The organism is Hyphobacterium sp. CCMP332 (genome assembly GCA_014323545.1).
Classification (GTDB): Bacteria; Bacteroidota; Bacteroidia; order Cytophagales; family CCMP332; genus CCMP332.
The window spans coordinates 2,385,444-2,410,516 of the sequence record CP058647.1; the positions used below are offsets into that span (position 1 = coordinate 2,385,444).

General features: G+C 36.4%; 25 protein-coding genes. 10 read left to right on the plus strand and 15 right to left on the minus strand.

Going from position 1 to position 25,073, the window contains the following annotated elements; genetic code table 11:
* Window position 1 precedes the first annotated feature (1 nt).
* The gene (locus HZR84_10520; GenBank protein QNL22354.1) at window positions 2-1,312 is read left to right on the plus strand and encodes a hypothetical protein; all 1,311 of its coding nucleotides are present in this window, start codon (window positions 2-4) and stop codon (window positions 1,310-1,312) included.
* Here HZR84_10520 and HZR84_10525 read toward each other — a convergent pair.
* From HZR84_10525 to HZR84_10590, 14 genes are all read right to left on the minus strand, one after another.
* Window positions 1,296-2,360: a glycosyltransferase gene (locus HZR84_10525; GenBank protein ID QNL22355.1), complete on the minus strand. Its 1,065-nt coding sequence runs from the start codon at window positions 2,358-2,360 to the stop codon at window positions 1,296-1,298. The genes HZR84_10520 and HZR84_10525 overlap by 17 nt on opposite strands.
* Window positions 2,347-3,540, minus strand: coding sequence for a glycosyltransferase (locus HZR84_10530; protein ID QNL22356.1), 1,194 nt, complete (start codon window positions 3,538-3,540; stop codon window positions 2,347-2,349). The genes HZR84_10525 and HZR84_10530 overlap by 14 nt, the downstream gene beginning before the upstream one ends.
* On the minus strand, window positions 3,537-4,352 hold the full coding sequence (locus HZR84_10535; GenBank protein ID QNL22357.1) for a glycosyltransferase family 2 protein: 816 nt from the start codon (window positions 4,350-4,352) through the stop codon (window positions 3,537-3,539). Before HZR84_10535 ends, HZR84_10530 begins: the two co-directional genes overlap by 4 nt.
* 5 nt (window positions 4,353-4,357) lie before the next feature.
* Window positions 4,358-5,149 carry a sulfotransferase gene (locus tag HZR84_10540; protein QNL22358.1) on the minus strand — a complete coding sequence of 264 codons (792 nt, stop codon included), beginning with the start codon at window positions 5,147-5,149 and terminating at the stop codon, window positions 4,358-4,360.
* Window positions 5,146-6,126: a glycosyltransferase family 2 protein gene (locus tag HZR84_10545; GenBank protein QNL22359.1), complete on the minus strand. Its 981-nt coding sequence runs from the start codon at window positions 6,124-6,126 to the stop codon at window positions 5,146-5,148. Before HZR84_10545 ends, HZR84_10540 begins: the two co-directional genes overlap by 4 nt.
* Window positions 6,119-7,177: a hypothetical protein gene (locus tag HZR84_10550; GenBank protein QNL22360.1), complete on the minus strand. Its 1,059-nt coding sequence runs from the start codon at window positions 7,175-7,177 to the stop codon at window positions 6,119-6,121. The genes HZR84_10545 and HZR84_10550 overlap by 8 nt, the downstream gene beginning before the upstream one ends.
* The gene (locus HZR84_10555) at window positions 7,164-8,096 is read right to left on the minus strand and encodes a glycosyltransferase family 4 protein (GenBank protein ID QNL22361.1); all 933 of its coding nucleotides are present in this window, start codon (window positions 8,094-8,096) and stop codon (window positions 7,164-7,166) included. Before HZR84_10555 ends, HZR84_10550 begins: the two co-directional genes overlap by 14 nt.
* Window positions 8,097-8,272: 176 nt before the next feature.
* Entirely contained in the window at window positions 8,273-9,226 is a 954-nt protein-coding gene (locus HZR84_10560; GenBank protein ID QNL22362.1) for a sulfotransferase, read from the minus strand.
* A 2-nt stretch (window positions 9,227-9,228) separates the two neighbouring features.
* Window positions 9,229-10,185 (minus strand): glycosyltransferase family 2 protein, encoded by a 957-nt coding sequence (locus HZR84_10565; protein QNL22363.1) that lies wholly within the window; start codon window positions 10,183-10,185, stop codon window positions 9,229-9,231.
* Window positions 10,172-11,110, minus strand: a complete 939-nt coding sequence (locus tag HZR84_10570; protein ID QNL22364.1) for an FkbM family methyltransferase — start codon at window positions 11,108-11,110, stop codon at window positions 10,172-10,174. Before HZR84_10570 ends, HZR84_10565 begins: the two co-directional genes overlap by 14 nt.
* Window positions 11,107-12,342: an ATP-binding cassette domain-containing protein gene (locus HZR84_10575; protein QNL22365.1), complete on the minus strand. Its 1,236-nt coding sequence runs from the start codon at window positions 12,340-12,342 to the stop codon at window positions 11,107-11,109. The genes HZR84_10570 and HZR84_10575 overlap by 4 nt, the downstream gene beginning before the upstream one ends.
* A 1-nt stretch (window position 12,343) precedes the next feature.
* Window positions 12,344-13,168 (minus strand): ABC transporter permease, encoded by an 825-nt coding sequence (locus HZR84_10580; GenBank protein QNL22366.1) that lies wholly within the window; start codon window positions 13,166-13,168, stop codon window positions 12,344-12,346.
* 1 nt (window position 13,169) lies between these two features.
* Window positions 13,170-15,062, minus strand: a complete 1,893-nt coding sequence (gene asnB / locus HZR84_10585; protein QNL22367.1) for an asparagine synthase (glutamine-hydrolyzing) — start codon at window positions 15,060-15,062, stop codon at window positions 13,170-13,172.
* A gap of 43 nt (window positions 15,063-15,105) precedes the next feature.
* Window positions 15,106-15,990: a S1/P1 Nuclease gene (locus HZR84_10590; protein ID QNL22368.1), complete on the minus strand. Its 885-nt coding sequence runs from the start codon at window positions 15,988-15,990 to the stop codon at window positions 15,106-15,108.
* Between the two features lie 150 nt (window positions 15,991-16,140).
* On the opposite strand from HZR84_10590, the gene HZR84_10595 reads away from it, so the two are divergent.
* From HZR84_10595 to rny, 7 genes are all read left to right on the plus strand, one after another.
* Entirely contained in the window at window positions 16,141-16,392 is a 252-nt protein-coding gene (locus HZR84_10595; protein QNL22369.1) for a 30S ribosomal protein S20, read from the plus strand.
* Between the two features lie 62 nt (window positions 16,393-16,454).
* On the plus strand, window positions 16,455-17,162 hold the full coding sequence (gene radC / locus HZR84_10600; protein ID QNL22370.1) for a DNA repair protein RadC: 708 nt from the start codon (window positions 16,455-16,457) through the stop codon (window positions 17,160-17,162).
* Window positions 17,155-17,757 (plus strand): DUF1684 domain-containing protein, encoded by a 603-nt coding sequence (locus HZR84_10605; GenBank protein QNL22371.1) that lies wholly within the window; start codon window positions 17,155-17,157, stop codon window positions 17,755-17,757. The genes radC and HZR84_10605 overlap by 8 nt, the downstream gene beginning before the upstream one ends.
* Window positions 17,758-17,810: 53 nt before the next feature.
* Complete coding sequence (locus HZR84_10610) at window positions 17,811-20,231, plus strand: phenylalanine--tRNA ligase subunit beta (protein ID QNL22372.1); 2,421 nt, start codon at window positions 17,811-17,813, stop codon at window positions 20,229-20,231.
* A 1-nt stretch (window position 20,232) separates the two neighbouring features.
* On the plus strand, window positions 20,233-20,529 hold the full coding sequence (locus HZR84_10615; protein QNL22373.1) for a hypothetical protein: 297 nt from the start codon (window positions 20,233-20,235) through the stop codon (window positions 20,527-20,529).
* Between the two features lie 5 nt (window positions 20,530-20,534).
* Window positions 20,535-20,819, plus strand: a complete 285-nt coding sequence (locus HZR84_10620) for a cell division protein ZapA (GenBank protein ID QNL22374.1) — start codon at window positions 20,535-20,537, stop codon at window positions 20,817-20,819.
* 42 nt (window positions 20,820-20,861) lie between these two features.
* Window positions 20,862-22,424, plus strand: a complete 1,563-nt coding sequence (rny, locus tag HZR84_10625) for a ribonuclease Y (protein ID QNL22375.1) — start codon at window positions 20,862-20,864, stop codon at window positions 22,422-22,424.
* 50 nt (window positions 22,425-22,474) lie between these two features.
* Here the strand turns inward: rny and sucD are convergent, their stop codons facing one another.
* Complete coding sequence (gene sucD / locus HZR84_10630; GenBank protein ID QNL22376.1) at window positions 22,475-23,344, minus strand: succinate--CoA ligase subunit alpha; 870 nt, start codon at window positions 23,342-23,344, stop codon at window positions 22,475-22,477.
* Window positions 23,345-23,461: 117 nt separating this feature from the next.
* Between sucD and HZR84_10635 the strand changes: the two genes are divergently transcribed.
* Together HZR84_10635 and HZR84_10640 are read left to right on the plus strand one after the other, a co-directional pair.
* Window positions 23,462-24,160, plus strand: coding sequence for a (d)CMP kinase (locus HZR84_10635; protein ID QNL22377.1), 699 nt, complete (start codon window positions 23,462-23,464; stop codon window positions 24,158-24,160).
* Between the two features lie 2 nt (window positions 24,161-24,162).
* Entirely contained in the window at window positions 24,163-25,065 is a 903-nt protein-coding gene (locus tag HZR84_10640) for a 4-hydroxy-3-methylbut-2-enyl diphosphate reductase (protein QNL23242.1), read from the plus strand.
* The last annotated feature ends 8 nt before the right edge of the window (window positions 25,066-25,073 follow it).

Here is a 25,073-nt window from a genome sequence, read left to right on the forward strand (position 1 = left end):
TATGGGTTTTAAAGACCTACTCATTTTCCCAATCATGGTATTGATTGTATTTGCCATTTTTCATATTTGGCAGTTAAAATCGGGAAATACCGGCAAGCGATGGAAATTGGCCTTGTTTTTTAAAATCTTTTCCACCCTTTTTATCGGACTGCTGTATGAGTACTATTACAAGGGAGGCGACACTTTTAATTTCTTTCATCACAGCAAACAAATTTGGCTGGCTACGCTGGATCATCCAATTTCAGGCATTAAAATGCTCTTTAATCACGGAGTCTTCTATCCCGAATTGAGCGATTATATCGTCCAAATGTGGTGGTTCAAAGATGAGTCCAGTATGATGGTTGCCAGGATTTCAGCTTTTTTTGGATTCTTTTGTGGCCACAGTTATTTAGGAATAAGTATTTTCTTCGCCCTATTATCATTTCTTGCATCCATGTCCATCTACCGGGTATTCAAGCATATTAAACCCAATCTGGATCTTGAAATATTTATTATTTGCTTTTTTATCCCTTCCGTTGGGGTATGGGGCTCAGGCCTTTTTAAAGATACCATCTCATTTGCAGCGGCTTGCTTTATCATTTATGGCTTCTATTTTGGAATCATCAGACGAAATAAGATAGTGTCAAACATAATTTTGATTATTGTGAGTTCGTATTTTCTATACATCATAAAAATTTACATTCTGATTTCGCTCTTACCGGCACTTTTGATTTGGGTGTTTATTGTAAATCTTTCACATATTAAATCGCTGGCCATAAAAGCAATTATGGCGCCCTTATTTGTTGCAATTGCAGGTTTAGCGGGATTCACAATTATTAGCCAGATCACAAGTGAGAATGAAAGATACGCCCTTAGCAATATTTCAAATACAGCTAAAATAACAGCCATGGATATTTATGCCGGTTGGGGTGCTGGTTCCGGGTCGGCGTATTTTTTAGGAGCCCAGGACGGGTCTATCGGAAATTTTGTAAGCCTAATGCCGAGTGCCATTGTTGTGACGTTATTTCGGCCCTGGCCATGGGAGATAAATAATGTTATCATGGTGTTGTCTGCATTGGAAAGTTTTTTCTTTCTGGTTTTTACCCTTTTTATATTGTTTAAAACAAAGCTTAGAAATTTTATTGGATCAATCCTGTCCAATCCCGAAATTATATTTTGCCTGACTTTTAGTATTGTGCTGGCCATTGGTGTTGGTATTGCCAGTTATAATTTTGGCACGCTTTCAAGGTATAAAATACCCCTGATGCCATTTTACCTCCTTGCTTTGCTTTTTATATATGCGGATTATCAAAGAATTAGGAAAAGAGCTTAAAAAAGGTGTCTGAATAAGCTCCGATGGAATAATTTTTTATTATCTGTTTTCTTCCTGATTTTCCGAACTTGTCTCTTAAGTCTTTGTTGTTGAGAAGTTTTTCAAGAGCTTGAAGCCACTCTTCATCACCATTACATAAAAATCCAGAAGAATTTTGAATAACAATTTTGTCATTAGGTGCGAGATTTGTCGAAACTGCCGGAATTTCAAGCGCCTGATATTGTATGAGTTTAAAACCACATTTGCCTTTTGTCCATTCATTGACCGGCAATGGCATGATACCTATGTCAATTTCATTCAGGTCACGGATTTCATTTTCTTTATTCCATTTTCTGTATTCCATAAAAGGAAGTGAAAATTCAGGTGGCTGATTTGAAATAAATAAAAAACGAAAGGGAGAGTTATCATGCAGCTTTGTAAGAACCGGTAAAATTGGATTCACATAGGATGAAGTGGAATGAGAACCCGTCCAGCCAATTGTTATTTGATTTGAACTTTGCTTTTGAGGGATATATGATTTATCTGTGTTTACAACCGTAGGCAATAAAATCACATGATTATTAAATTCTCTGGCTTTTTGAGCCAGATAGGCATTTCCAGCAGCAATTTTATATGACCATTTGCAGATTGAAATAAATTTTTGACTCCATTTTAAGCCCGCTGAAATTTTGTTTTGATCAGAAGTATTTTTTAACCAAATGGCATCATCAAAATCAAAAATGATTTTCTTTCTCAATACTTTGGCAAGAACCCATTCAAATACAGGCGGGCCCAAAGGGCTGGCTTCCCTGTGAATCAGAATGAAATCTGATGAAAGGCATTCAATCAAATCTCCGAATCTTTTTACAAAGCCCATAAGTACATAAAAGAACTTGCTAATGGTATATCCGGGAAGATATAATCTTTGATAGGCACTTTCTGATAAAAAAGGCTTGATCGAAAATTCAACATCCTCTTGATTGGAATTTAGTACAAAAGCCTCAATTCTAAATCTTTGCGAAGGGGCAAGACCTATTGGATATGGACATAAGACACTAATCTTTTTCAATTTTCTGTATTATATTTTGATAGGCCTTTATTGTGAAATCAAATCCTCGAAAGGTTTTTGCCAAAGGCATTATCTGCTCAGCCCATTTGTATCTATTTTTACTGTTAAAAATTCCCATAAATTTTTCCACCGAATGCTTTAAATCATTCAGATCAATAATAGAGCCTACATTTTTTTCTGTAATTATTCTTGAATCGTCACCGATGTCTTCCGTGATTAAAACAGGCAATCCATTCGCCCAGTATTCACCGGTTTTTATCGGTGAACAATACTTCCTATGGGGACTTGGTCTCACCGTCACAAGGCCGTAATCTGCGGCAGATAGATAATTCGGGACCTCATGGTGATCTACTTTTAAAATGGCAATATTTTGAAAGTTAATTTTGTGCCTTTTCAACAAATCCATTATTTCACTTTTATCCATGGGCGATAAGATGATAAAATAGAATTGATCTTTCAGATGATTTTTTAATTCTTTTATGAGCTCAAAAAATTCTTCTTTTAAATAGATATCGCCAAATTTACCCACGTAGATACCAACCTTTTTATCTTTGTCAATCTTTAGATTTAATCTGGTTTTATCTCTCATTTCAGAATTAAATTCAAATTCAGAATGGTCGACCGCACAGGGCGCCAGATAAACATCCCTTTTAATGCCCTCTTCGATTAACTTTTTTTGATAATTGATGGATACCGGCAATAGGGCCAATGCCTGATTTTTTATTCTCTGTTCCCATCTTTTTTCCAGAATATAACTCAGCGAATATTTTGACCAAACTTTTGATTCCAGCATGTATTCTGCATGTGGTTCAAAGGATTCTACAATAAATGGCACATTGCTATTTTTGCTTATACTAAGTGCCAATGCACCTGCAGGAGCACCACGACAAATTAATACATCAATCCCATTGTCTTGAATTCGTCTATTTATCAGCAGAGGGAATTTTAAAAAGTCTGATAGCTTGTTCAGAAATCTTATTTTTCTGAATGTTGAAACAAGTGGAACATGTATAATTTTCTGATTCTTAAATTGTTCTATTTCAAATTCTGATCGCTCAATGGTAAATAAGAATATTTCGGATACTTCATGGAATGAAGCTAATATTTCAATATTTGGAAAAACACTTGCTTTGGTCAGTCCATCTTCTATACCCCAATATGACAGGTATGCAATTTTCATTTATTTAGATAAACTGAAATTGCCGAAAAAATGTCAAAATCCCTCAAATAAGCCTTTACCATCATGTATTTTATTTTTTTCTTAATAGTTATGAGTTGAGAAGCAGATATTTCTTCCATTCGGGACAATTCCGATATTAAGATCTCATAGCCTTTTTCAAGTCCTTTGAGATTTTTCATTGCAGATTCATTGCCACTTCTGTATTTTAATATTACCTCTTCTGTATAATCGTATTTGCCACCATTTCTGGCTGCCTCAATATAATACAGCAAATCTTCAGCATGCGACATCGATTCATTTAGTTGAATTCCCTTAATACCTGATTTGCGAATCATCCAGGTGGGCCCGAAAAATGTTTTTCCGTTTAAATTAACAAGATCATTAAAAGGCTCCCCGCGAAATGAGGGTTTCCAGGATTTTTGCAAATTATTTAATTGACTGTCATAAACTTCAACCGAACCGTCTACAAACATAATTTCTTCAGACCTTTTAAAAATTTCTATTCTGGATTCTAAACTGTCTATGGTAAATACATCATCGGCATCCAAGAAACAGATATAGTTTCCTTCGGATAGCTTCACGCCTTTATTTCTGGCAGAAGATACGCCTTCATTAATTTGATTTACCCTTTTGATACGTTCATCTGTAAAACTGTCGATGATACTTTGACTTTGATCATTGCTTCCGTCGTTGATGATGATCAATTCCCAATCCTGCCAACTCTGATTAAGAACAGATTTTATGCTCTCCCCAACAAATTGTTCAGCATTAAAAACCGGCATTATGACAGATATTTTCCCTTTCGAATTCATACTATCTAATCGGATAATTTTTGTAGTTCTGTATAGATTAATTGTGAATTTTCATCGGGGGTGAAATTAAAACCTTCACTCTTTTTACTGATATATTTTTCTTCGTAGAAATCTTCGAAAGGGATTAATTTTAAATCCATACCGAGCAATTCATTCACCTTCTTTTCAAAAATTTCAGGATTAGAAATTAATACGTCAATATCAAATAACAGAACCTCATCGGGCGTAACATTCTTAATATTCAGAAGTTTTTCATTGTACAGGGCGTAGGTTTTGGAAAATATCTTAACCCATTTTGATTTGTTCAGGTCTATATCCAGATACCATTCCAATTTTTTTATGGGGTTTCTGGTGTAATACCATTTATTTTTTTTCAACCTTTTATACAAGGAATCTATAACCAATTCTGGTTTTCTGTAAATTCCAATGATCTTTAAATTAGGAATGAGTTGTTTATATGTGTCAAGAAATAAACTGGTTCGTGGTTCTTTCCATGACCAAAGTTCCATGTTCATCCTGTCTTGAATAATTGCCTTGGCAATTTCAATTTCTTTGTCCTTAAATTCGAAATTGTTTCGATCGATGGTAAGCCCTGAACGATGAAAACCCTCCCTTTCAAGAACTTTTGAATGAAATTCCAAAAACTCCTCATCTTCAAAATGCCCTTTGGGATTAGAACTCGCCGCTTTGAGAAGCGAATGGCCAAAGAAAATCCCGGAACTGTGCATCCAGCCTGCAATCAGCGAAGTTCCCGATCGGTGCATTCCTGCAATACAGAATGGTGTGGATGTCTTCATTTTTGTCTAAAATACTTGATTCTCAATTGTTTTTTGTTTGAACCCCATTTACGGTTCATTGCCGGAATTTTGACAAAGAAATAGTCCAGTAGCACAAAATTACCCTTAATCCTCATCAACTCGTATTTATTTTTGCGAAGCATGAAATAAGGATATAAAAGTGGAGAGCTTAGAATATTGATGAATAAAGCTAAGATAAAGACCAGGTAAGAAGCGATGCTCGTTTTGTATAATGAAAATGCAAAAGACAGAAAGTTTTGCTGATAGGCTTTTTCAGGATTACTGCTTTTCCCCATGAAGTGAATGACACAGGCACCGGTCCAGTAATAAATATTAAAATGCTTGCCTACGCGATTCCGGCATAGTTCAGTTTCTTCGGAGTACATAAAAATATCGGGATCAAAAGGTTTTACCTTATCAAATACACCCGCTCGAAAAAACATAAATGCCCCGCTGACGCCACTTACAAAATGATCTGTTTTAATTAATTGAGTTTTCTTTCCGGACAGGGCATTCAAAAATGGATTACTTCTAATCAGAAGCTGGAGTTTTGAATTTTTGTAAAAAACCGAATTTTGATGATCTCCATTTTCATAAATCAATTTACAGCCCATCAGCCCGATGTTATGGCTTTGCGCAAAATCGGAATTCATAAATTCCACACATTTATCAAGAGCCTGATCTTTAATAATGGTATCTGAGTTTAATAACAATATGTATTTGCCGCTGGCCTTTTCTATTCCAAGATTATTTGCCGCTCCAAATCCGATGTTCTCTTTATTATTAATGAGTTTAACTTCAGGAAATCGCTTAGAAATCTGCTGTGGATTTTCTTTGCTTGCATTATCGATTACTATTATTTCAAATTGATGGGTATTGGTTTCCTTATAAATGGATTCAATACAATTTATTGTCAAAGCCATTGTATTGTAATTGATGATGACTATGGATAAATCCATTTTTTGAAATTCAGACATTAATGTTCTCCAAAATTTGCTCTATCTCTTCTATTCTTTTATTGTAAGTGTTTTTTGAAGCGTATTCAATGCGCCTTTGCTTCAATGCGACGTCTTCCGACTTAGTGATTGTATTCTGAATAGCATTTTTATAGTCTTCTAAATTGTGACATTGAATTAGCAATTCAGATTTTTTATAATCTGAAAATGGATTGCAAATCACCGGCTTCCCCGAAGATAAAAACTCGAGAATTTTATGCGAATTGGTCAATTGCTCCGGATACTTTTCATCATCGTAAAATATGAATAAAAAATCAGCCGAACTCATAAGAACGGCCAAGTCTTTTTTATCTTTAAATCCCGCAAAATAGATATTTTCAGCAATGGGGGCTTTATCCGGCTTGGGGCCAAAATGAATAAAATCTATGCAATCAAAGTGATTATAAATTTTTTCAGCCAGTTTCCAATTGATATAGGGACTGTTCATGTTCCCAAATGTCAGGGCCTTGATTTTATTTTTTCCCGGCAAATCTGAATTGGAATCCTTAATAATTTCTTTCAGAAATAATTCGTCAATTGCATGTGGAATCAGGTATGATTGTTGATTGTATTTTTTTTGTCTATTGAAAATATTTTCACTGACCGCAAAATTAATGTCTGCTGTACTTGCGGCCCTTGCAAACAAGAAATCCTGACTTTTATCTACGATGTGTGAAATATTTAATCTCATTCTTTCATTATCAAAATCGGCAAAAACGGAATTGTCAAAGGACCATAAAATATCCAATGTGCATCCTGTTATTTTTTCAATTTTTTCTAACAATGATCGTTGAATTTTTTTTCTAATGGCTTTAGGATAAAATCTAAACCCTTTTGGAAATCCCTTGTATGTGACTTTAAACAAATTATTTATTGATGTTGTGTTTATCGCGTATTCATTTTCGGGTGGACCGAGAAAGTAAACCCGATTGTTCCTTTTTGCCAATTCGATGGCATAATGATGTTTTGAAATTTGAATATGCTCCCATGCCTCAGGGGAAATAATTAATATGTTTCTATCAGTCAGATTCATTGATGACTGATTTAAGCGTGTCAAAATATTTTTTACCTATGGTCTTTTTATCATAAGGATTTGACCTTGTAGCAGAATCCTTGAATTTGCCTTCTAAAAAGGTTTTTATCGCATTGTACCAGCTTTCTTCATTATTTTCTACAAGTAAACCCTTATCTGAAACTACTTCGGGCAATGCACCGACATTTGATGCAATAACGGGTAGACCGCAGGCCAAAGCTTCAGCACAAACGACTGAAAAGGTTTCATAGGCACTGGGGTGAAGGAATGCCTCACTAGATCGCATAATCTCGCCAATCTCCTCACTATTTTTTGCTCCCAAAAGGGTAATATTATTTTGAACTTGATTTTCAATGATCCATTTCTCAATACTTTTTATCAATGGCCCGGATCCAATTATTGACAATTGAATATCCCGATTTGATTCTAGATGTTTTTTGAATGCTTTTAGAACCAGAAAAGGTCTTTTTGGAGACTTCCAAAAACTGCACATCAGAAAATTGTTGCTGCTTTTTTCATTCAATTTCGAGGGGTAAAACACTTTTGAATCTACAATATTCGGAATGACAAAAGATTTGAATTGACAGTTTGAAAATGAGCGAATATCCTTAATTAGTGTTTCAGATACCGCAGCCAATGGCAGATTCTGACAAAAGATGTTTTTTATCTGCGGCAATTCTTTCTTGATGCCAAAATTATTTTTGTAAGCACTCCAATGTTCAGAGATTAAAACCGGTTTTTGAACTTTCTTTTTTAAATATTTCCAATATACCAACATGGGATAGGCGATATGGAAATTGATGACATCAAATTTTTCAGAATACCTGTTTATCACAAGTTTTCGGAACAACCAGATGAAATGGATCAATTCAACAATTGACCAAAAATAAAAGGGTGTATATAGAATTGTTTGATCCAAAATTTCAGATCTGGATCGCTCTATTTTAAATTTAGACGATTTAACAACTTCGAAATGAAGAATTTTATTTTCTGCAAATAAGCCTAATGCTTCAATTTGTTTTTTTATAAATACAGCCCGAGTTGTATTTTTTTTAATTGGATACCAACATGTTATATGAAGGACTTTCAATAGGATTATAAATATAAGTACAATCTGTTGCGAAGATAAGTCTTAATCGTTTCTCCTTTTGCTTTATTGTAAGCAGATTGCTTTAATTGAAAGGATTCATAATCCCATTTTTTTATATGTTCCGACAATTTAGAATTAACAAGTGCGGCTTCAATGGGAAATATTTCCTTTTTCCATCGGTTCATATTTTGATTTGAAATATTCTTCATTTCATTGGAATACATACTGTTACCTGCCCATTCATCTCCCATAGAACTCGGTTTTAAAAGTATTGGATCAAAAGGGATATTAATTTTTTGCATCAGTTCCTGCATGGTATTTTCAGCTTCTAAAATCAGGGCTTCATATTTTATAATAAAATAATCCGAAATGATGTTTACATTATTTAAAGCATAGGAAAATGAGAGATTTATACTTTCCACCAATTCCGGAAGAGAAGGAAAATTTGCTCTTGTTTTGAATTTTCTCAAAGAGACAAGATTGGCATAGGGGTTTCTTAAAATATGAATAAATATGCTATTGGGGTAAAGCATTTTGAGATAAGAGGCATATTGAAAATTTTCGACAGATTTTTCAACTATGCTATGTCCTTCCTTAAAATTCAATTCCAGAGCTTCAAAAATGCTTTTACACATGTATTCAAAAGCTTTTGGCATGTCTTTGTTATTCAGTTTATTTTTATGTGCTTCTAAAATCTCAAAATTGATTTTACCAGCTACATTAATATCTGAATAGGTAGATTTGGATTCATTGTATTCTTTAAGAAGCTTAAAAAGGGAATCGTAAAAATTTAAATTATGATTGTCATTTTTCCGCAATGGGTATATTCCCGATATCCCTAAATGTTCTATAAAATGGGACTCAATTGGGACCACATTTAAATCAGGATGGCCATCAAAAAGACTACGCAATAATGAAGTTCCGGATTTATGACAACCCAGAATAAAAATATACCTCATAATTAAATTTTGAATACCGATTTTCGGACACAATATAGAAAAGTACGGTAATTAATAATGCGAAAAGGATCAATCGCAATGGCTTTGAAAGATTGTGAAATGGCTGCCCGGAAAAAATTGAAATACATATTATGCGCCGCAGATTTACGATAGATTAATCCCTTATCGATGCGATACGGTTTTTCCAATTGTTTTAAAAACTGTTCAAAAGCGCTTCTATCCGACTTCATCAAAGAATCAGAATAATCCTCCGAATGCATTCTTTCATTGTGAAGAAATTCAATGGCCTTCATTCCTTCAAATTTTAAAAAATCATAACCTTGTTTTGAAAGAGATGCTGGGTGGTTTCTGTAATAATATAAGGCTTCGTTCAAATTGTCGACAGGAAAGCGTTCAGTAATACGCACTGCCAGATCAACATCTTCCTTGTTTCTAAAAAAGCGATAAAGCCCTCCCACTTGTTCCACGACATCTTTTTGAATCATCATTGTCGGGCCGTGAAACTGACTGACTTTTAAAAAATTTTGTTTAATCACTTCAATATCATTGGGCATTTTAATGGTCTGAAGGATTTTCCCGCTTTCTGTAAGATTTACAAAATCGGTACCGCACATAGCCAGTGACTTACTTTTTATAAATTGTAACTGTTTCGCAAAGCGATCCTTATGGGAATAGTCATCAGCATCATGAATGCTTACAAAGTCTCCTTTGGCAAGTGTAAAAAGGCGATTACAAGTATTGATTTTTCCTTTGTTAGAAGAATTATGACTTCGAATGATCCGATGGTCGGAAAAACTGTCAATAATAGACTTTGTATTATCTGAGGATCCATCGTCTGCTATTAATAATTCAAAGTCTTCAAAACTTTGATTTAAAATACTTTCGATTGCCTGCTGTATGAATTTTTCAGAATTATAAGCAGAAAGTAAGACCGATAAACCGGGTTTATTTGAAGGCATAGATCATTCCGACTTTTTTGCTTTTTGAATTAAAGCTCAGTAAGCTAAAGCCATTGGATTTTAGTTTTTTAACAATCTCATCCGGTCCTCTTTTATGCCATTCCATCAATATGCACTTAACCGGTTTCAAAAGAGCTTCATTCAATGATCTAAAAATATCATATTCAGAACCTTCACAATCGATTTTCAACACTAAAGGAGAATCGGGGTTTTCTTCAATAATTCTTTCAAGTTCTGTATTAAAATCCCGAAGCTCAAGTTTTTCTTTCTTTGAAGACTCAATTTGATCCAAAACTAAATCCGTTCCCCAGATTCCCGTTCTTCCGCGATGATCAGAAGAATATTCAACTTCTATTTCTTCGTTTTTCGAAGACATTCCATAGTTATAAAATTCGATTTTGTTTTGGAGATTTTTATTGAGTCCAATATTCAATTTTGCAATTTCAAATGTTGGCTTAAACGGCTCGTAGGCATATATTTTCCTGACAAATTCTTTTGTAGAAAAGAAGAGTGAAGCCATTCCAACGTTCATTCCCACATCCATTACAACACATTCATTTAATTGGAGGCTATCGAGATTATAAGTGCCGTCTATCCAAATTTCCTTTATTATAAATATTTCTTCGGCCGTGTAAACGTCAATTTTGAGTTCATCTATCAGGCAATAGATATGCCCTTCAGACACCAGGATTTTTATATTATCCTGTTCTGACAGTTTTTGAAATATATTTATATTTTGAAGGAGGAAAGCATGCTTATTGATATCAAATTTATTTGAATCGCCTTTGATTGAGAATGTTTCCTTGTCTAATAAAATTATTTCTTCATATCGATTTATGTCAGCGATTCGCTTTTCAATTTCATCGGATGAAAAGTGATATTTTAATTTTTGTTTAATTCGATATTTAATACCCGATTTGCTCAATTGGAAGAAATTTGATGTTCTGTATATATAAAGGTTTGAGTTTTGGGAATGATTTTTCCGGTACCAAAAAAATCACCTTCCTCTACTTCAAAAGCAAAACCCTGATGGATATAATCGGCGAGTGCGCCATTCAATGTAGCGTAAAAAGTTAAATAATAAGTACCTCTTCCAAACTGGAACTTTGGTATTTTAAGATAAATTCTATCAAATTCGGAATTAATAGAATTATTGATAGCTTGAGAACTAAACCAGGCTATACGCATATCCTGTTCTGTATCAATTGCAAAATCTATACGAAATGCCCCTTCGTTTTTATTGAGTTTGCGATTTAAAAACACCTCAAATATCACTTCTTCACCCGTTTTAACAATCTGAGCGTATTCCTTATCCTTATTCAGAATTTTAATTTGCTCAACTATAAAATGTCCTTCTCCCTTTCTATGATCCAGGTTAATTAGTTTGTCCTTATCAGTATTTGATCGATTGCGCGAAACATAGGTTCGAATAACATCGTTCACCTCGGCATCTTCGATTAACCTACCTTTTTCAAGCAACATACCCCTACTGCAAAGTGTGCTTACGGCTGCCAGATTATGACTTACAAAAAACACGGTTCTTCCGCCTTCTTTACTGACTTCATCCATTTTCCCAAGGCATTTCTTTTGAAATTCAGCATCACCAACTGCAAGAACTTCATCGACAATGAGTATTTCCGGTTCCAGGTGTGCGGCCACAGAAAAAGCCAGTCGCACTTTCATTCCACTGCTATAGTGTTTCACCGGTGTTTCAATAAATTTTTCAACCCCGCTGAAATCGATGATTTCATCAAATTTTGATTTAATTTCCGCCCTGGTCATTCCCAAAATCGTTCCGTTGAGAAAAATATTTTCTCTACCGCTTAGTTCCGGGTGAAATCCGGTACCCACTTCGAGCAATGAAGAAACTCTGCCATTAATTTCAAAACGACCCGTGCTCGGATCAGTAATCCGCGAGAGTAATTTTAATAAGGTACTTTTTCCTGCTCCGTTTCTTCCAACAATGCCAACAGCTTCACCTTGTTTTATATCAAATGAAATTTCTTTTAAGGCCCAGAATTCCTCTTTGCTGGAAGCATCCGGTTTTATCAAAGACCGCAGTTTATTTCCGATACTATGGCGCAGTTCTCCGCTGCGACTGCTTCCAATAGAATAAGCTTTTCCAAGATTTTGTGCTTTAATTGCCAATTCTCCCATATCAAACAATATCTGCCATTACTTTTTCTACTGATTTGAAATAGTAGAGCCCGCTTATAAACATTACAATAACTACCGCAAATGATAAATACATAAAATCAGAAGGGGGATCACCGCCTAATAGCGCCCACCGAAAACCTTCAACTGCCCCTGCCATCGGGTTTAAAAAGAATATAAATGTGCCCCATTTTGGTAGGTTATCAATAATAAGTTCTGAAGGGTATCCAACCGGAGTAGCATAGAGTCCAAATTGTACTAAAAAAGGAACCACATGTTGAAAATCTCTGTACCTGATCGTTAAGGCACTTAACCAAATTCCCACGGCCAGAGCCGATATTATAGTAATAAGCACAAAGAGCGGTAAAAAATATAAGGGGCCTGAAGGTAATATCTGATAGATAAAGAAAAGAGCCACAAGGAAAAGCAATGCAATGGCAAAATCGACAAATCCTACCAGCGCTTTACTCAATGGAATCACCAATCTTGGGAAGTAAATTTTCTTAATCATTTCCTGGTTGGTAATAATCGAATTGCCTGCTTGATTTAATACGAATGAAAAATAAGCCCATGAAGCCATTCCACAAATGGCAAAAACGGGATAGGGAATATCTCCGGTGTCTACTTTAACGGCACGCCCAAAGACAATTGTAAAAATCAATAGAGTAGTTGCCGGCTGCAGAAAGGCCCAAATCAATCCCAAATAAGTCTGTGCATATCGCACTCTTAAATCCCTGTATGCTAGGATCAAGAATAAATCTTTATAATGAAATAGTTCTTTTAAATCAAGGCTAAGACCTTTCTTTTCCGCATCAATTACTAGCTTCAATTCAATTAATTTTTTTTACTAATAAATACATGGCCCATGCCCGGGCAGGGCTGTCTCCCGGATTGCTTGAATACAGGTTCTTTTCCAATTGTGAAACAGCCGACCAATTTAGCAATCTGCCTTCTTCGATTCGCTCGCGATTGAATATTGTATTTTTCAATTCACTTTGTAATTCATTGCATAACCATTTCTGCAAAGGTACCTCAAATCCATGCTTTTTGCGTTCCAATATTTCTTTCGGAAGCATATCTTTAAAACTATCAACGAGTATTTGCTTTCTATTTATTGAATTCGCTTTCCAATCTGAAGGTAATCCAATCACAAAGTTTACCAGCTCATGATCTAAAAACGGAACCCGGACCTCCAAACTATTGGCCATGGAAGCCTGATCAACCTTCATTAGCATATCATTATTTAAGACTAGTTTTAAATCATTGCTGAGTGTTTCATTAAGATTTTTTGGAGATTTAATTAATCCTGTTTCCGATGAAATAAAATCATCTGCAGAAATATGAACTTCCGAATTTAAATCAGCGTGAATAAACTCAAGCGCTTTTTGCTCACTTGAGATTTTACACAGATTAAAATACAGGTCTTTTGAATTTAAACCGGCATTTTCACCGAGTTTAATAATTCTTCGAATACTATTTCCAAAACTGTTTTTTCTGGATTGCGGCAAAGAGGACAGCAGTGGTTTAAGCCATCGGGATAAACCAACCTTCCAATGACCCTTTTCAATCATTTGCCAGGCCTGGTGTTTCATATAGCCTCCAAACAATTCGTCGGCGCCATCACCGGATAGCGCTACTTTCAAGTCAGTACCGGCTTTTTTGCACAAGGTGTTATAGGCTATAATGGATGAATCGGCAAATGGCTCACTCATGTATTCGACCGTGGAATACAAAGTGTCGACCAAATCTTTTTCTGAAATCGAAATCAGATGATGATTGGTTTTATAATGTTTTGCAACGAGCTCTGCGTATTTGCTTTCATCAAAATATTTATCATCAGAAAAACCGACTGAATAGGTATTCAAGTCTTTTTTTGTTTCGGATGCAAGGCCCGTAATTATGCTTGAATCTATCCCACCGCTGAGAAATGAACCCAAAGGAACATCTGCCACCAACCGACGATTCACACTTTTTTCAAGTGTGCTTCTTATGATCCTTTTTGCATCCTCATAAGACCCTTCAAAATTTTCTTCGCTTTCACTTACCGGCAGCTTATAATAGGATGCAGATTGCAATTTTTCACCCTTTTTAATTTTTATCCATTTCCCCGGCAATACTTTTTGAATGTGTTTATAAATGCTCAAAGGAGCAGGTATATAATTGTACTGCAAATAAGCCTGGAGGGCCATAGGATTTATTGCGTTTCTGTCGGGCTGGTAGGACAAAACCGTTGAGAGTTCGGATCCAAATATGAATTTATCCTCATCGATAGTATAGTACAATGGCTTAATTCCATAGCGATCTCTGGCGAGTAATAATTCATTGCTGGATTCATTGAATAGGGCAAAAGCAAAAAATCCATTGAGATCATTTATTCCATCAATTCCATTTTCTATGATATGATAAAGAAGTACCTCGGTATCGGTTTCACTTTCAAAAACGTAACCTTTATTGCGAAGCTCTTTTCGAAGTTCACGGTAATTATAAATTTCACCATTAAAAATTAAGTGATGTATGCCTTTCTTATCAGAAAAAGGTTGTTTTCCTTTAATTGAAGTATCGATGATTGATAACCTGGTATGACCCATGCACAGTCTTTCACGAACCAGGGTACCCCTTTGATCAGGGCCACGCTTCTTAAGCGTATTCATGGATTTTTGAAGGTTTATTGAAAAAACTCTCCCGATTTCATTGAAAGAATAAATACCTGTAATTCCGCACATAGCCTAATTATGCTGCCAAATTAATGGATTTAGTTTATTCTTCTTATTCGTGAATGCGATTTGGTATAATCAATACCGTACCTATAGAATCATCCGAAATTCCGGTGCTTGAATAATAAGGTAAATCCGGCTGACCTGCGTCAATCCAACAGCTGTACCAAATATTACCAATGAGGCGTATAGCACGTCTCATCTGTCTTTCCACCATGTTATTAAGGGCAGCATGATATTCATGACAGAATTTTTTAGAATAAACCTTTACATAAGATTTACCCTTGTTTTCAAAACTGTATTTGCTTTCCTCTCCGATATTTTCAGAAATGGCTTTTTCAAATTTTAAAACAGAATCGAGCGCCAAATGTGCATTTGTAATTGAAGTCCAAATTGAGGCAGCACCATGTTTTAAATAGCTGGCTTTACCTACAAACAAATTATACTCATCAAAATACAATTCAGGCAATCTTGATTCCCACAAACCATGAATACCGTGCTGGCCTGTTAATTGGCCATTGTAATTTTCAGTAGTGTGCAAAGGAACATTGGAGTCGGCAATGTAATGTCCAATGTCAGTGGAAATACGTAAGGCAGCATCAAAATCACCATCCATAAAAGCATCGGTGAGTAATTTTTTTAAAAGCAGGATGTGCCAGGGTACAATTCCGTATGCTTTTAAGGTATCTTCGCTGTACAATTCCACTGCCCTGTACCAATTATGAGGCATTTTATAAATGGCAGAGTCACCAAAATGGTCTATGTCAATATAATGTCTGGGTGCTTCTGAAGGGTCAATGTAACGTCGTTTATCGGGCTGAGTTGACTTTTCAATGATATAATTAATATTATTCTTATAAAAACCTATCATCTCAACCGGCAAGGTGTAAACAGCCAACTCATTGATTTTTTTATGTGCAAAAAAACCCCATGCCAAGAGCTCCGTTGAAAAAAATAAAGATGTGAGTATCAGTAAGCAGCAGATTTTAATATTATTCTTCATTTCTGTTTGCAAGTATGTTGCGCAAATCCTCTGATTAGCTTATCTTTGCAGCCAATTTTTTTGCTTATAACAAAATTTTAATAGATGGCTAACCATAAATCAGCTCTAAAAAGAATTCGCTCAAACAATGCCAAGAGGCTTAGAAATCGTTATCAGCTCAAGACAACGAGAACTTACATCAAAAGACTTCGTGACCTTAAAGATAAAAAGGAAGCTCAGGATTTATTGAAGACGGTGACGAGCATGATAGATAAATTAGCGAAGAGGAACATTATTCATGCGAATAATGCTGCCAACAAAAAATCTAAATTGATGAAACACGTGAATAGTTTATAATATTCACTCCTTCACGAAATAGCCCCGCAAGAAATTGCGGGGCTTTTTTATTTTAGGTCGATATGAAACTCGACGAAAAAAGAAATGGTATTCTCTCATGGGTAGAACATGACCGTCCGAGAGAAAAACTTTTATTAAAAGGTAAAAATGTACTTAGCGATGCGGAACTGCTCGCCATCTTAATTGGAACAGGCACCAAATCTCTTACTGCTGTAGATATTGCGAAATTGATTTTAAAGCGTTGTGATTATAATCTCAACGTATTGGCACAGATGACGGTCAAGGATTTACTCAACATTCGCGGAATAGGGGAGGCCAAAGCGATAAGCATCATATGTGCATTGGAGCTGAGCCGTAGACGCAGCGCTTCAGAACTGCCTGCAAAACCAAAAATGCAATCGTCTTACGATGTTTTTCAATTGATCACCCCATTTTTAATGGATTTAATGCATGAAGAATTTTATGCTGTTTTTCTCAATCGGGCCAATCAGGTTTTAAAGGTTCATCACGTTAGCAAAGGGGGAATTTCAGGCACTGTGGCAGATCCCAAAATTATTTTTGCCGAAGGCTTGTCGCATTGTGCAAGTGGAATCATCCTTGTTCATAATCATCCTTCGGGAAATTTGAAACCAAGCAAGGCTGATATTGATTTAACTAAAAGAATGATAAGAGGTGGAATCATGCTGGACTTGCCGATATTGGATCATCTTATTTATTCTAACTCCGGTTATTTTAGTTTTGCCGATGAAGGATTGATGAATTATGAATAGAAAGTATATCTTATTTGCCCTGGTAGCAATTGTTTTTTTCATTGTTGTTTATTCACTCAACTCGGGTAATTCGGCCTATGTTGAAGGGATCAAAAAAATCCATGAAGAAAAAATTAACTTTTTAAGTCTGAGTCCTGAATCTCCGGTCAAGGAAAAAATCAACAGGTCGGCAATTGAATTTTTCGAACCTCAAAAAAAGTACAGAGTCAAAGCCAGAATTGCTCAAATTCCGGACGTAGGTAGGGTAGAACTTGCCACCAACGACGGCTCTATAAGGCCTTACATCAAATTTGCCATGGCAATTTTTGAAATTGATGGAAAAAAAGATTCCTTGATTATATTTATTGAGCCTACTTTCAACGCGAATTACAAAAAGGCATTTATTCCATTTAAAGACCAAACCAGTGGAAATGAAAGTTATGGTGCAGGAAGATACCTCGATGCCGAAATTAAAGACGATTCATCGGTAGAACTGGACTTTAACCTGGCGTACAATCCCTTCTGTGCTTACGATGAAAAATTTAGTTGTCCTCTGCCTCCTGAGTCCAATTATATAGACTTTAAAATAGAAGCAGGCGAAAAAAATTATAAATAACTTTATTAGCCCTCTGAAACATATACTTTTGCAGATTCGCTAAGAGCTATTTTATGAAAGTATCGCTTAATTGGTTAAAAGAATTTATTGAAATACATGACGAACCTGAAAAGTTAGCTGACAAACTGACTTTTGGTGGCCTCGAAGTAGAAGGGATTGATAAATTCGAATCCCTACCCGGTGGTTTAAAAGGGGTGGTAATTGGCGAAGTTAAATCCTGTAAGAAACACCCAAATGCAGACCGGCTTTCACTGACAAGCGTAGATATAGGATCCGGAAAAGAATCTCCCATTGTTTGCGGTGCACCAAATGTAGCAGAAGGGCAAAAAGTCTTGGTCGCCACTCCCGGTGCTTTTATTTACCCCATAAATTCCGAAGCTTTTAAAATTAAGAAAGCAAAAATCAGAGGGGAAGTTTCAGAAGGAATGATATGTGCTGAGGATGAATTGGGCTTAGGTGAAAACCACGAAGGCATTATGGTTTTAGATACAGACTTGCCAAATGGGACGCCTGCATCTGAATATTTTAAGGCCTATTCTGATATTTCCATTGAAATAGGTCTAACACCAAACAGGGGAGATGCCGCAAGTCATTTAGGTGTGGCCAGGGATATTAAAGCGCTATATAGTAAAGAACTTAAATCCTTTGTGCCCAAAGACTGGCCGGCCAAAGGGGAAATGAAAAAATTAGAGGTAGAACTTCTACATCCGGAAGCCTGCCCGAGATATGCCGGTATTGTGATTAGTAATTTGAAAGTTGAGGATTCGCCATCCTGGCTTCAAAATAGACTAAAAGCCATTGGCCTGAGTCCTATAAATAATATAGTAGATACAACAAATTTCATTCTTCACGATCTTGGTCAGCCCTTACATGCTTTTGATTATGATAAAATTTCGGGATCCAAAGTAATAGTAAAACACGGTCTTAAAGGCCAAAAGTTTAAGACCCTGGATGAAGTAGAAAGGATACTTCATGAAGAAGACCTCATGATATGCAATGGAAATGAGCCGATGTGTATTGGAGGTGTCTTTGGTGGAATAGATTCGGGTGTAAGTGAAACAACCACCAGTATATTTTTAGAAAGCGCTTGTTTTGACCCTGTATTCATTAGAAAATCCTCCCAAAGGCACGGCTTAAAGACGGATGCTGCCTTCCGTTTTGAAAGAGGGACTGATATTGACATGGTCATATCAGCATTAAAGAAAGCGGCAGTTCTATTGGCAGAAATTGCCGGTGGTAAAATTGCATCTGAGCTTTTTGATATTTATCCGGAGCAAGCCAAAGCCCGGGAAGTGGAATTAAAGAAATCTGAGATTAAGAGATTGATTGGCGTGGAAATCGATCATGAAGAAGTTATCAAAATCTTAAAAAATCTGGATATAAAGCTAATCTCTGATTCGGATAAAGCCTGGAAATTTGAAGTGCCCAATTATCGAACGGAAGTAAGCAGAGCTGCGGATCTTATTGAGGAAATATTAAGAATTTACGGATTCAACAATATCCCATTAAGTAAAAATACCGGATCTGAGTATCTGGCGCCCGGAGATAAGGGAGATTATGGCCAATTCGAAGATATTATTAGCGATTATTTGATTGGAAGAAATTTCAATGAGATACAAAGTAACTCACTCAGTAATAGCGAATACGATCTAAGACAGGAGCATTTTGGCGAGGGTTACGAAAATGCAATAATCCTCAACAAACTGAGTGAAGAACTCGGTGTGATGCGAAACAATTTACTGTATTCAATGCTCGAAGTGTTGCGCCACAATGTCAATCGGAAACAGAAAAATTTAAGGTTATTCGAATTGGGCTTCATTTATGCAAAAAAAGGAAAGGCCTATCATCAAAAAAGGGCCTTATCAATTGCCCTTAGCGGACAATCAAATGAGGAATCATGGCTATCTGAAAATAAAGCTCAAAATTTCTTTGACCTGAAATCTGTTCTCAATGGAATAGCTGAAAGGGTCGGCTTGCCAGTGCCGGGAATCAAACCCGGAAACTATAAATTTTTAAAAGCAGGCGGATTTCAAATTTATCATAAAAAAGATGTGATTGGCTGGGTGGGATCGATTGATGATAAAATGCTCAAAACCTTTGACCTGGAACAGGATGCTATCATTGCCGGAATTGAATTGGATAAATTTATCGAATCCGGAAAAAAAGATATTTTGTTTAAAGAAATTCCTAAATTTCCAGAAGTGCGAAGAGATCTTTCATTGGTATTGGATGAGGCAATCAGTTATGATCAAATCATTGCAATAGCAGAAAAAGAAGGAGGATCATTAATCAACAGGATTGGGGTTTTCGATGTATTCAAAGGAAAACCATTGGAAAAAGGAAAAAAATCCTACGCGATGAGTTTTATTTTGATAGATCCTGAAAAAACACTGGAAGACAAAAGAATTGATAAGTTAATGAACAATCTCATCGATAAATACGAAAAAGAATTAGGCGCTGTCATCAGAAGATAAAATGAATGCTCTAGAACTTCAAAACAGGCTGGAAGGCTTAAATCTTAAACTTCAGGATTTCTTTAATTCTTACAGGGAAATTAAAATTGAAATGGAGAATTTGAAAAAAGAAAATTCTGAATTAAAAGTTGAATTGGAAAGTAAATCGAGAGACTTAGAGAACTTTCAAAATAACCATAAAATTGGTAAACTTGTAGACAAGATGGATAGTGGCGGAATGGATTCAACAGAGTTAAAAAACTTATTGGATCGCTACATAGGGGAAATAGATCAATGTATAGACTTACTTAAAGAATAATAGATTTGGATACGCTCTCAATAAAATTAAAGATTGCTGATAGGGATTATCCTTTGAAGGTGGCATATGAGGAGGAAGAGCATATCAGAAAAACAGCGAGAATCCTAAACGAAAAGATTAAAGAATACAGAGATAATTTTGGAATTGAAGATAAACAGGATCTTCTGGCCATGGTGGCCTTTGAAATATTGGTCGATAAGCTCAATCTCGATTCCGAACGTCAGGTGCTGTTTTCAAACCTTAACAAACAAGTACAATCTATTGAATCCAAAATAGCGGAATTTATCTGATTAAATAACCTGTTGCCCATATCGTCTTCCACATAAATATAGATGGAAATGATAGGATTAATAATCACCGGATTCGTATGCCTTTTGACGGGTTTGGCAATAGGGCGTTACCTGCTCAAAACAATACTAAAGAGAGAAGAAGCTGATGCAAAAAACAAGGCCAGGCTTATAATATCTGAAGCCGAATCACAAGCTGAAAGCATTAAGAAAGATAAAATACTTGAAGCCAAGGAAAAGATGATTTCAATGAAAAGCGAAATTGAAGAGGAATTCGCAAAGAAGAAATCGATCATTATTCAGAACGAGAATAAGATCCGAAATAAGGATGAAAATCTTCGCAAACTAATTGAAGAAAACTCCAGAAAAGAAGCAGAGCTGGAAAGCTTGAAAGAAAACTTGCAGGCGCAAATGGAGATCGTTTCCAAACGCAAAGCCGAAGCCGACCGTGTCAAAGCTTCGCAAGTGGAGCGGCTTGAAAAGATGGCAAATATGACTGCCGATGAAGCAAGGGAACAATTAGTTCAAACATTGAGAGATGAAGCCAAAACACATGCATCTTCCTATATCAAGGATATCGTCGATGATGCCAAAATGCGTGCTTCAAAAGAAGCCAAGCGAATTGTAATTAATACGATTCAAAGAATGGCGCCGGAATTTACAATTGAAAATTGCGTATCGGTTTTCAATCTTGAAAGCGATGATTTAAAAGGAAAAATAATAGGAAGAGAAGGAAGAAATATTCGTGCACTGGAAGCGGTAACCGGTGTGGAAATTATTGTTGATGATACACCTGAGGCAATTATTATTTCAGGGTTTGATCCTGTGAGGCGGGAAATAGCAAGATTGTCCTTACACAGACTGGTAGCTGACGGCAGAATCCACCCCGCGAGGATTGAAGAAATTGTAGCAAAGACAAGTAAGGATATAAACAATGAAATTGTGGAGATTGGTGAAAGAACAGTCATTGATCTGGGAATTCACGGTTTACATCCCGAATTAATAAGATTAGTCGGTAGAATGCGATTCCGTTCTTCTTATGGACAAAATCTACTTCAACACTCCAGGGAAGTGGCTAATCTATGTGCGACCATGGCGTCTGAACTGGGTTTGAATCCCAAAATTGCCAAACGCGCCGGATTATTGCACGATATTGGGAAAGTAGTTCCCGAGGAATCCGAATTACCTCATGCATTATTGGGCATGGAACTGGCTAAGAAATACAAGGAAAAGCCTGTAGTACTGAATGCCATTGGTGCCCATCACGATGAAATAGAAATGACTTCTTTGATATCCCCTATTATTCAGATTTGCGATGCAATTTCCGGTTCCAGACCCGGAGCAAGACGTGAAATCATGGAATCCTATATCCAGCGTTTAAAGGATCTGGAAGAATTGGCATTATCCTTCGATGGCGTGACAAAGTGTTATGCTATTCAGGCGGGAAGAGAATTACGTGTAATTGTTGATGCAGAATCCGTGGCGGATGAAAAAGCCGATGCTTTATCATTTGATATTTCACAAAAAATCGAAAAAGAAATGCAGTATCCCGGTCAGATTAAAGTGACCGTGATCCGTGAGAAAAGAGCAATAGCTTATGCTAAATAAAAAAAGCCACAATTATTGTGGCTTTAAATAATTTCAAATTTTGTGGATGATTAGCTGACTTTGGAAAGCGTCTTACCAATATCTGCGGGTGACTCTACAACATGCAGTCCGCACTCTCTCATGATCTTCATTTTAGCTTCTGCCGTATCATCAGCGCCACCGATGATGGCACCGGCATGCCCCATCCTTCTTCCCGGAGGTGCAGTTTGCCCTGCAATAAAGCCTATCACAGGTTTGGGATTGCCCTGAGCCTTAATCCATTTTGCAGCATCGGCTTCGTATTGACCGCCGATTTCACCGATCATCACAATGGCATCGGTTTCATCATCTGCCATTAATAATTCAACGGCTTCTTTTGTTGAAGTACCGATGATAGGATCTCCGCCAATTCCAATAGCTGTAGAAATACCGAATCCGGCTTTTACAACCTGATCGGCTGCTTCGTAGGTTAGAGTTCCTGATTTGGAAACGATCCCAACTCGACCTTTCTTAAATATAAAACCCGGCATGATGCCCACTTTGGCTTCTTCTGCTGTAATTACTCCCGGACAATTGGGGCCAACCATTCGAACATCGCGTTTCTTAATGTATTCTTTTACGGCTATCATATCTTTTACAGGAATGCCTTCCGTAATTGTAATGATAACTTTAATTCCTCCATCTGCTGCTTCCATAATTGCATCGGCTGCAAAGGCCGGTGGAACGAATATAATCGTGACATCAGCACCCGTTTTGTCTACGGCCTCTTTAACCGTATTGAAAACAGGTTTGCCCAAATGCTCTTTTCCACCTTTTCCCGGAGTAACTCCCCCCACGACATTTGTGCCGTATTCAATCATTTGTTCTGCGTGAAATGTGCCCTCGGAACCGGTGAAGCCCTGCACTATAACTTTTGAATTTTTATTTACTAAAACGCTCATGGTTTTTATTTAAATGCCTTGCAAAAATATGTGATTTTGTCCCTTATCCAAACCTTAATTTCTTATCTCAAAAAAACATTCATTAATTCTCTGTGGTTGATATTTAAGTATATTCGCATGCCAAATCTTATTCTTTTGAAAGATATAATAATTGCAATTGACGGACATTCGGGATGTGGGAAATCTACCACTGCAAAGGGTGTAGCCAGGGAATTAGAATATGCCTATGTAGATTCAGGGGCCATGTACCGCGCTGTCACTCTTTATTTTATTGAAAATAATATTGATTTAGAAGATGATGAGGAGGTGAAAAAAGCATTGAAAAAAATAATTCTCAGCTTTTCATTTTCTAAGGAAAAAGGTTTTTCTGAAATCATTTTGAACGGGCAAAACGTCGAAGAACAAATTCGCACGATGGATGTTTCTAAAAAGGTGTCTAAAGTCAGTAGCATTGTGGCTGTCAGACATCAAATGGTAGCCCAGCAAAGATTGATGGGAAAGCAGAAAAAAATTGTAATGGACGGTCGGGACATAGGATCTAATGTTTTTCCGAAGGCCGAGCTAAAGTTCTATTTTACTGCCAATATCGAAGTTCGCGTGGAAAGAAGGATGAAAGAATTAGAAGCGAAAGGAATAAATGCTAATTTTGAAGAAGTAAAAGCGAATCTGTTATCCAGAGACGAGCTCGATCAAAGTCGAAAGGAAAACCCTTTGATAAAGTCAATTGACGCAAAAGTCATGGATACCAGTTTTTTAAGCATAGAGGAACAAATCAGAATTGTCAAAAAGGAAGCATTACAAATAATCAATTCTTAATGATAAAAGTAGAGATAGATCAGAATTCGGGATATTGCTTTGGGGTGGAGTTTGCCATTCAAATGGCTGAAGACGAGCTGAAAGAATCGGGTAAACTTTACTGTTTGGGTGATATTGTCCATAACGATATGGAGGTTAAAAGACTAAATGCAAAAGGTCTGGAAATAATCGATAAGGATAAATTGAAAAGCATATCGGATTCCAAGGTGTTGATCAGGGCACACGGAGAACCACCGGAGACCTATAAAATAGCGCGGGAAAACAACCTGGAATTGATTGATGCATCTTGTCCGGTGGTTTTGAAATTGCAAAACAGGGTGAAGCACTCTTACGATAAATCAAAGGAAATAAATGGTCAGATTGTAATCTATGGTAAACCCGGTCATGCTGAAATTATTGGACTCACCGGCCAAACCAAAGATGAAGCCATTATTGTTTCGGGAATTGATGATCTCGACAAAGTGGATTTTGACAAACCCATTACGCTTTACAGTCAGACGACCAAGAGCACAAAAGGTTTTTACACCTTGAAAGAAGAAATTGAAAGACGAATTGAAGAATCCAAAGTCAGGAATAAATTAACTGAATTTGAATTTGACGCCAATGATAGTATTTGCCGTCAGGTGTCCAACCGCGAGCCCCAATTGTATAAATTTTCTCAGGAACACGAGGTCATAGTTTTTGTGAGTGGCAAAAAAAGTTCAAATGGCAAAGCTTTGTATGCAGTTTGCAAAAATGTAAATGATCAGAGTTACTTTATTGAAAGTTCGGAGGAACTTGATGAAAAATGGTTCGAAACAGCCAAATCAGTGGGAATTTGTGGCGCCACATCAACTCCAATGTGGTTAATGGAAAATGTAAAATCTGAAATAGAAAAATTAAGTTTACTCAAAGAGGAAGTTTAATCTGTTTA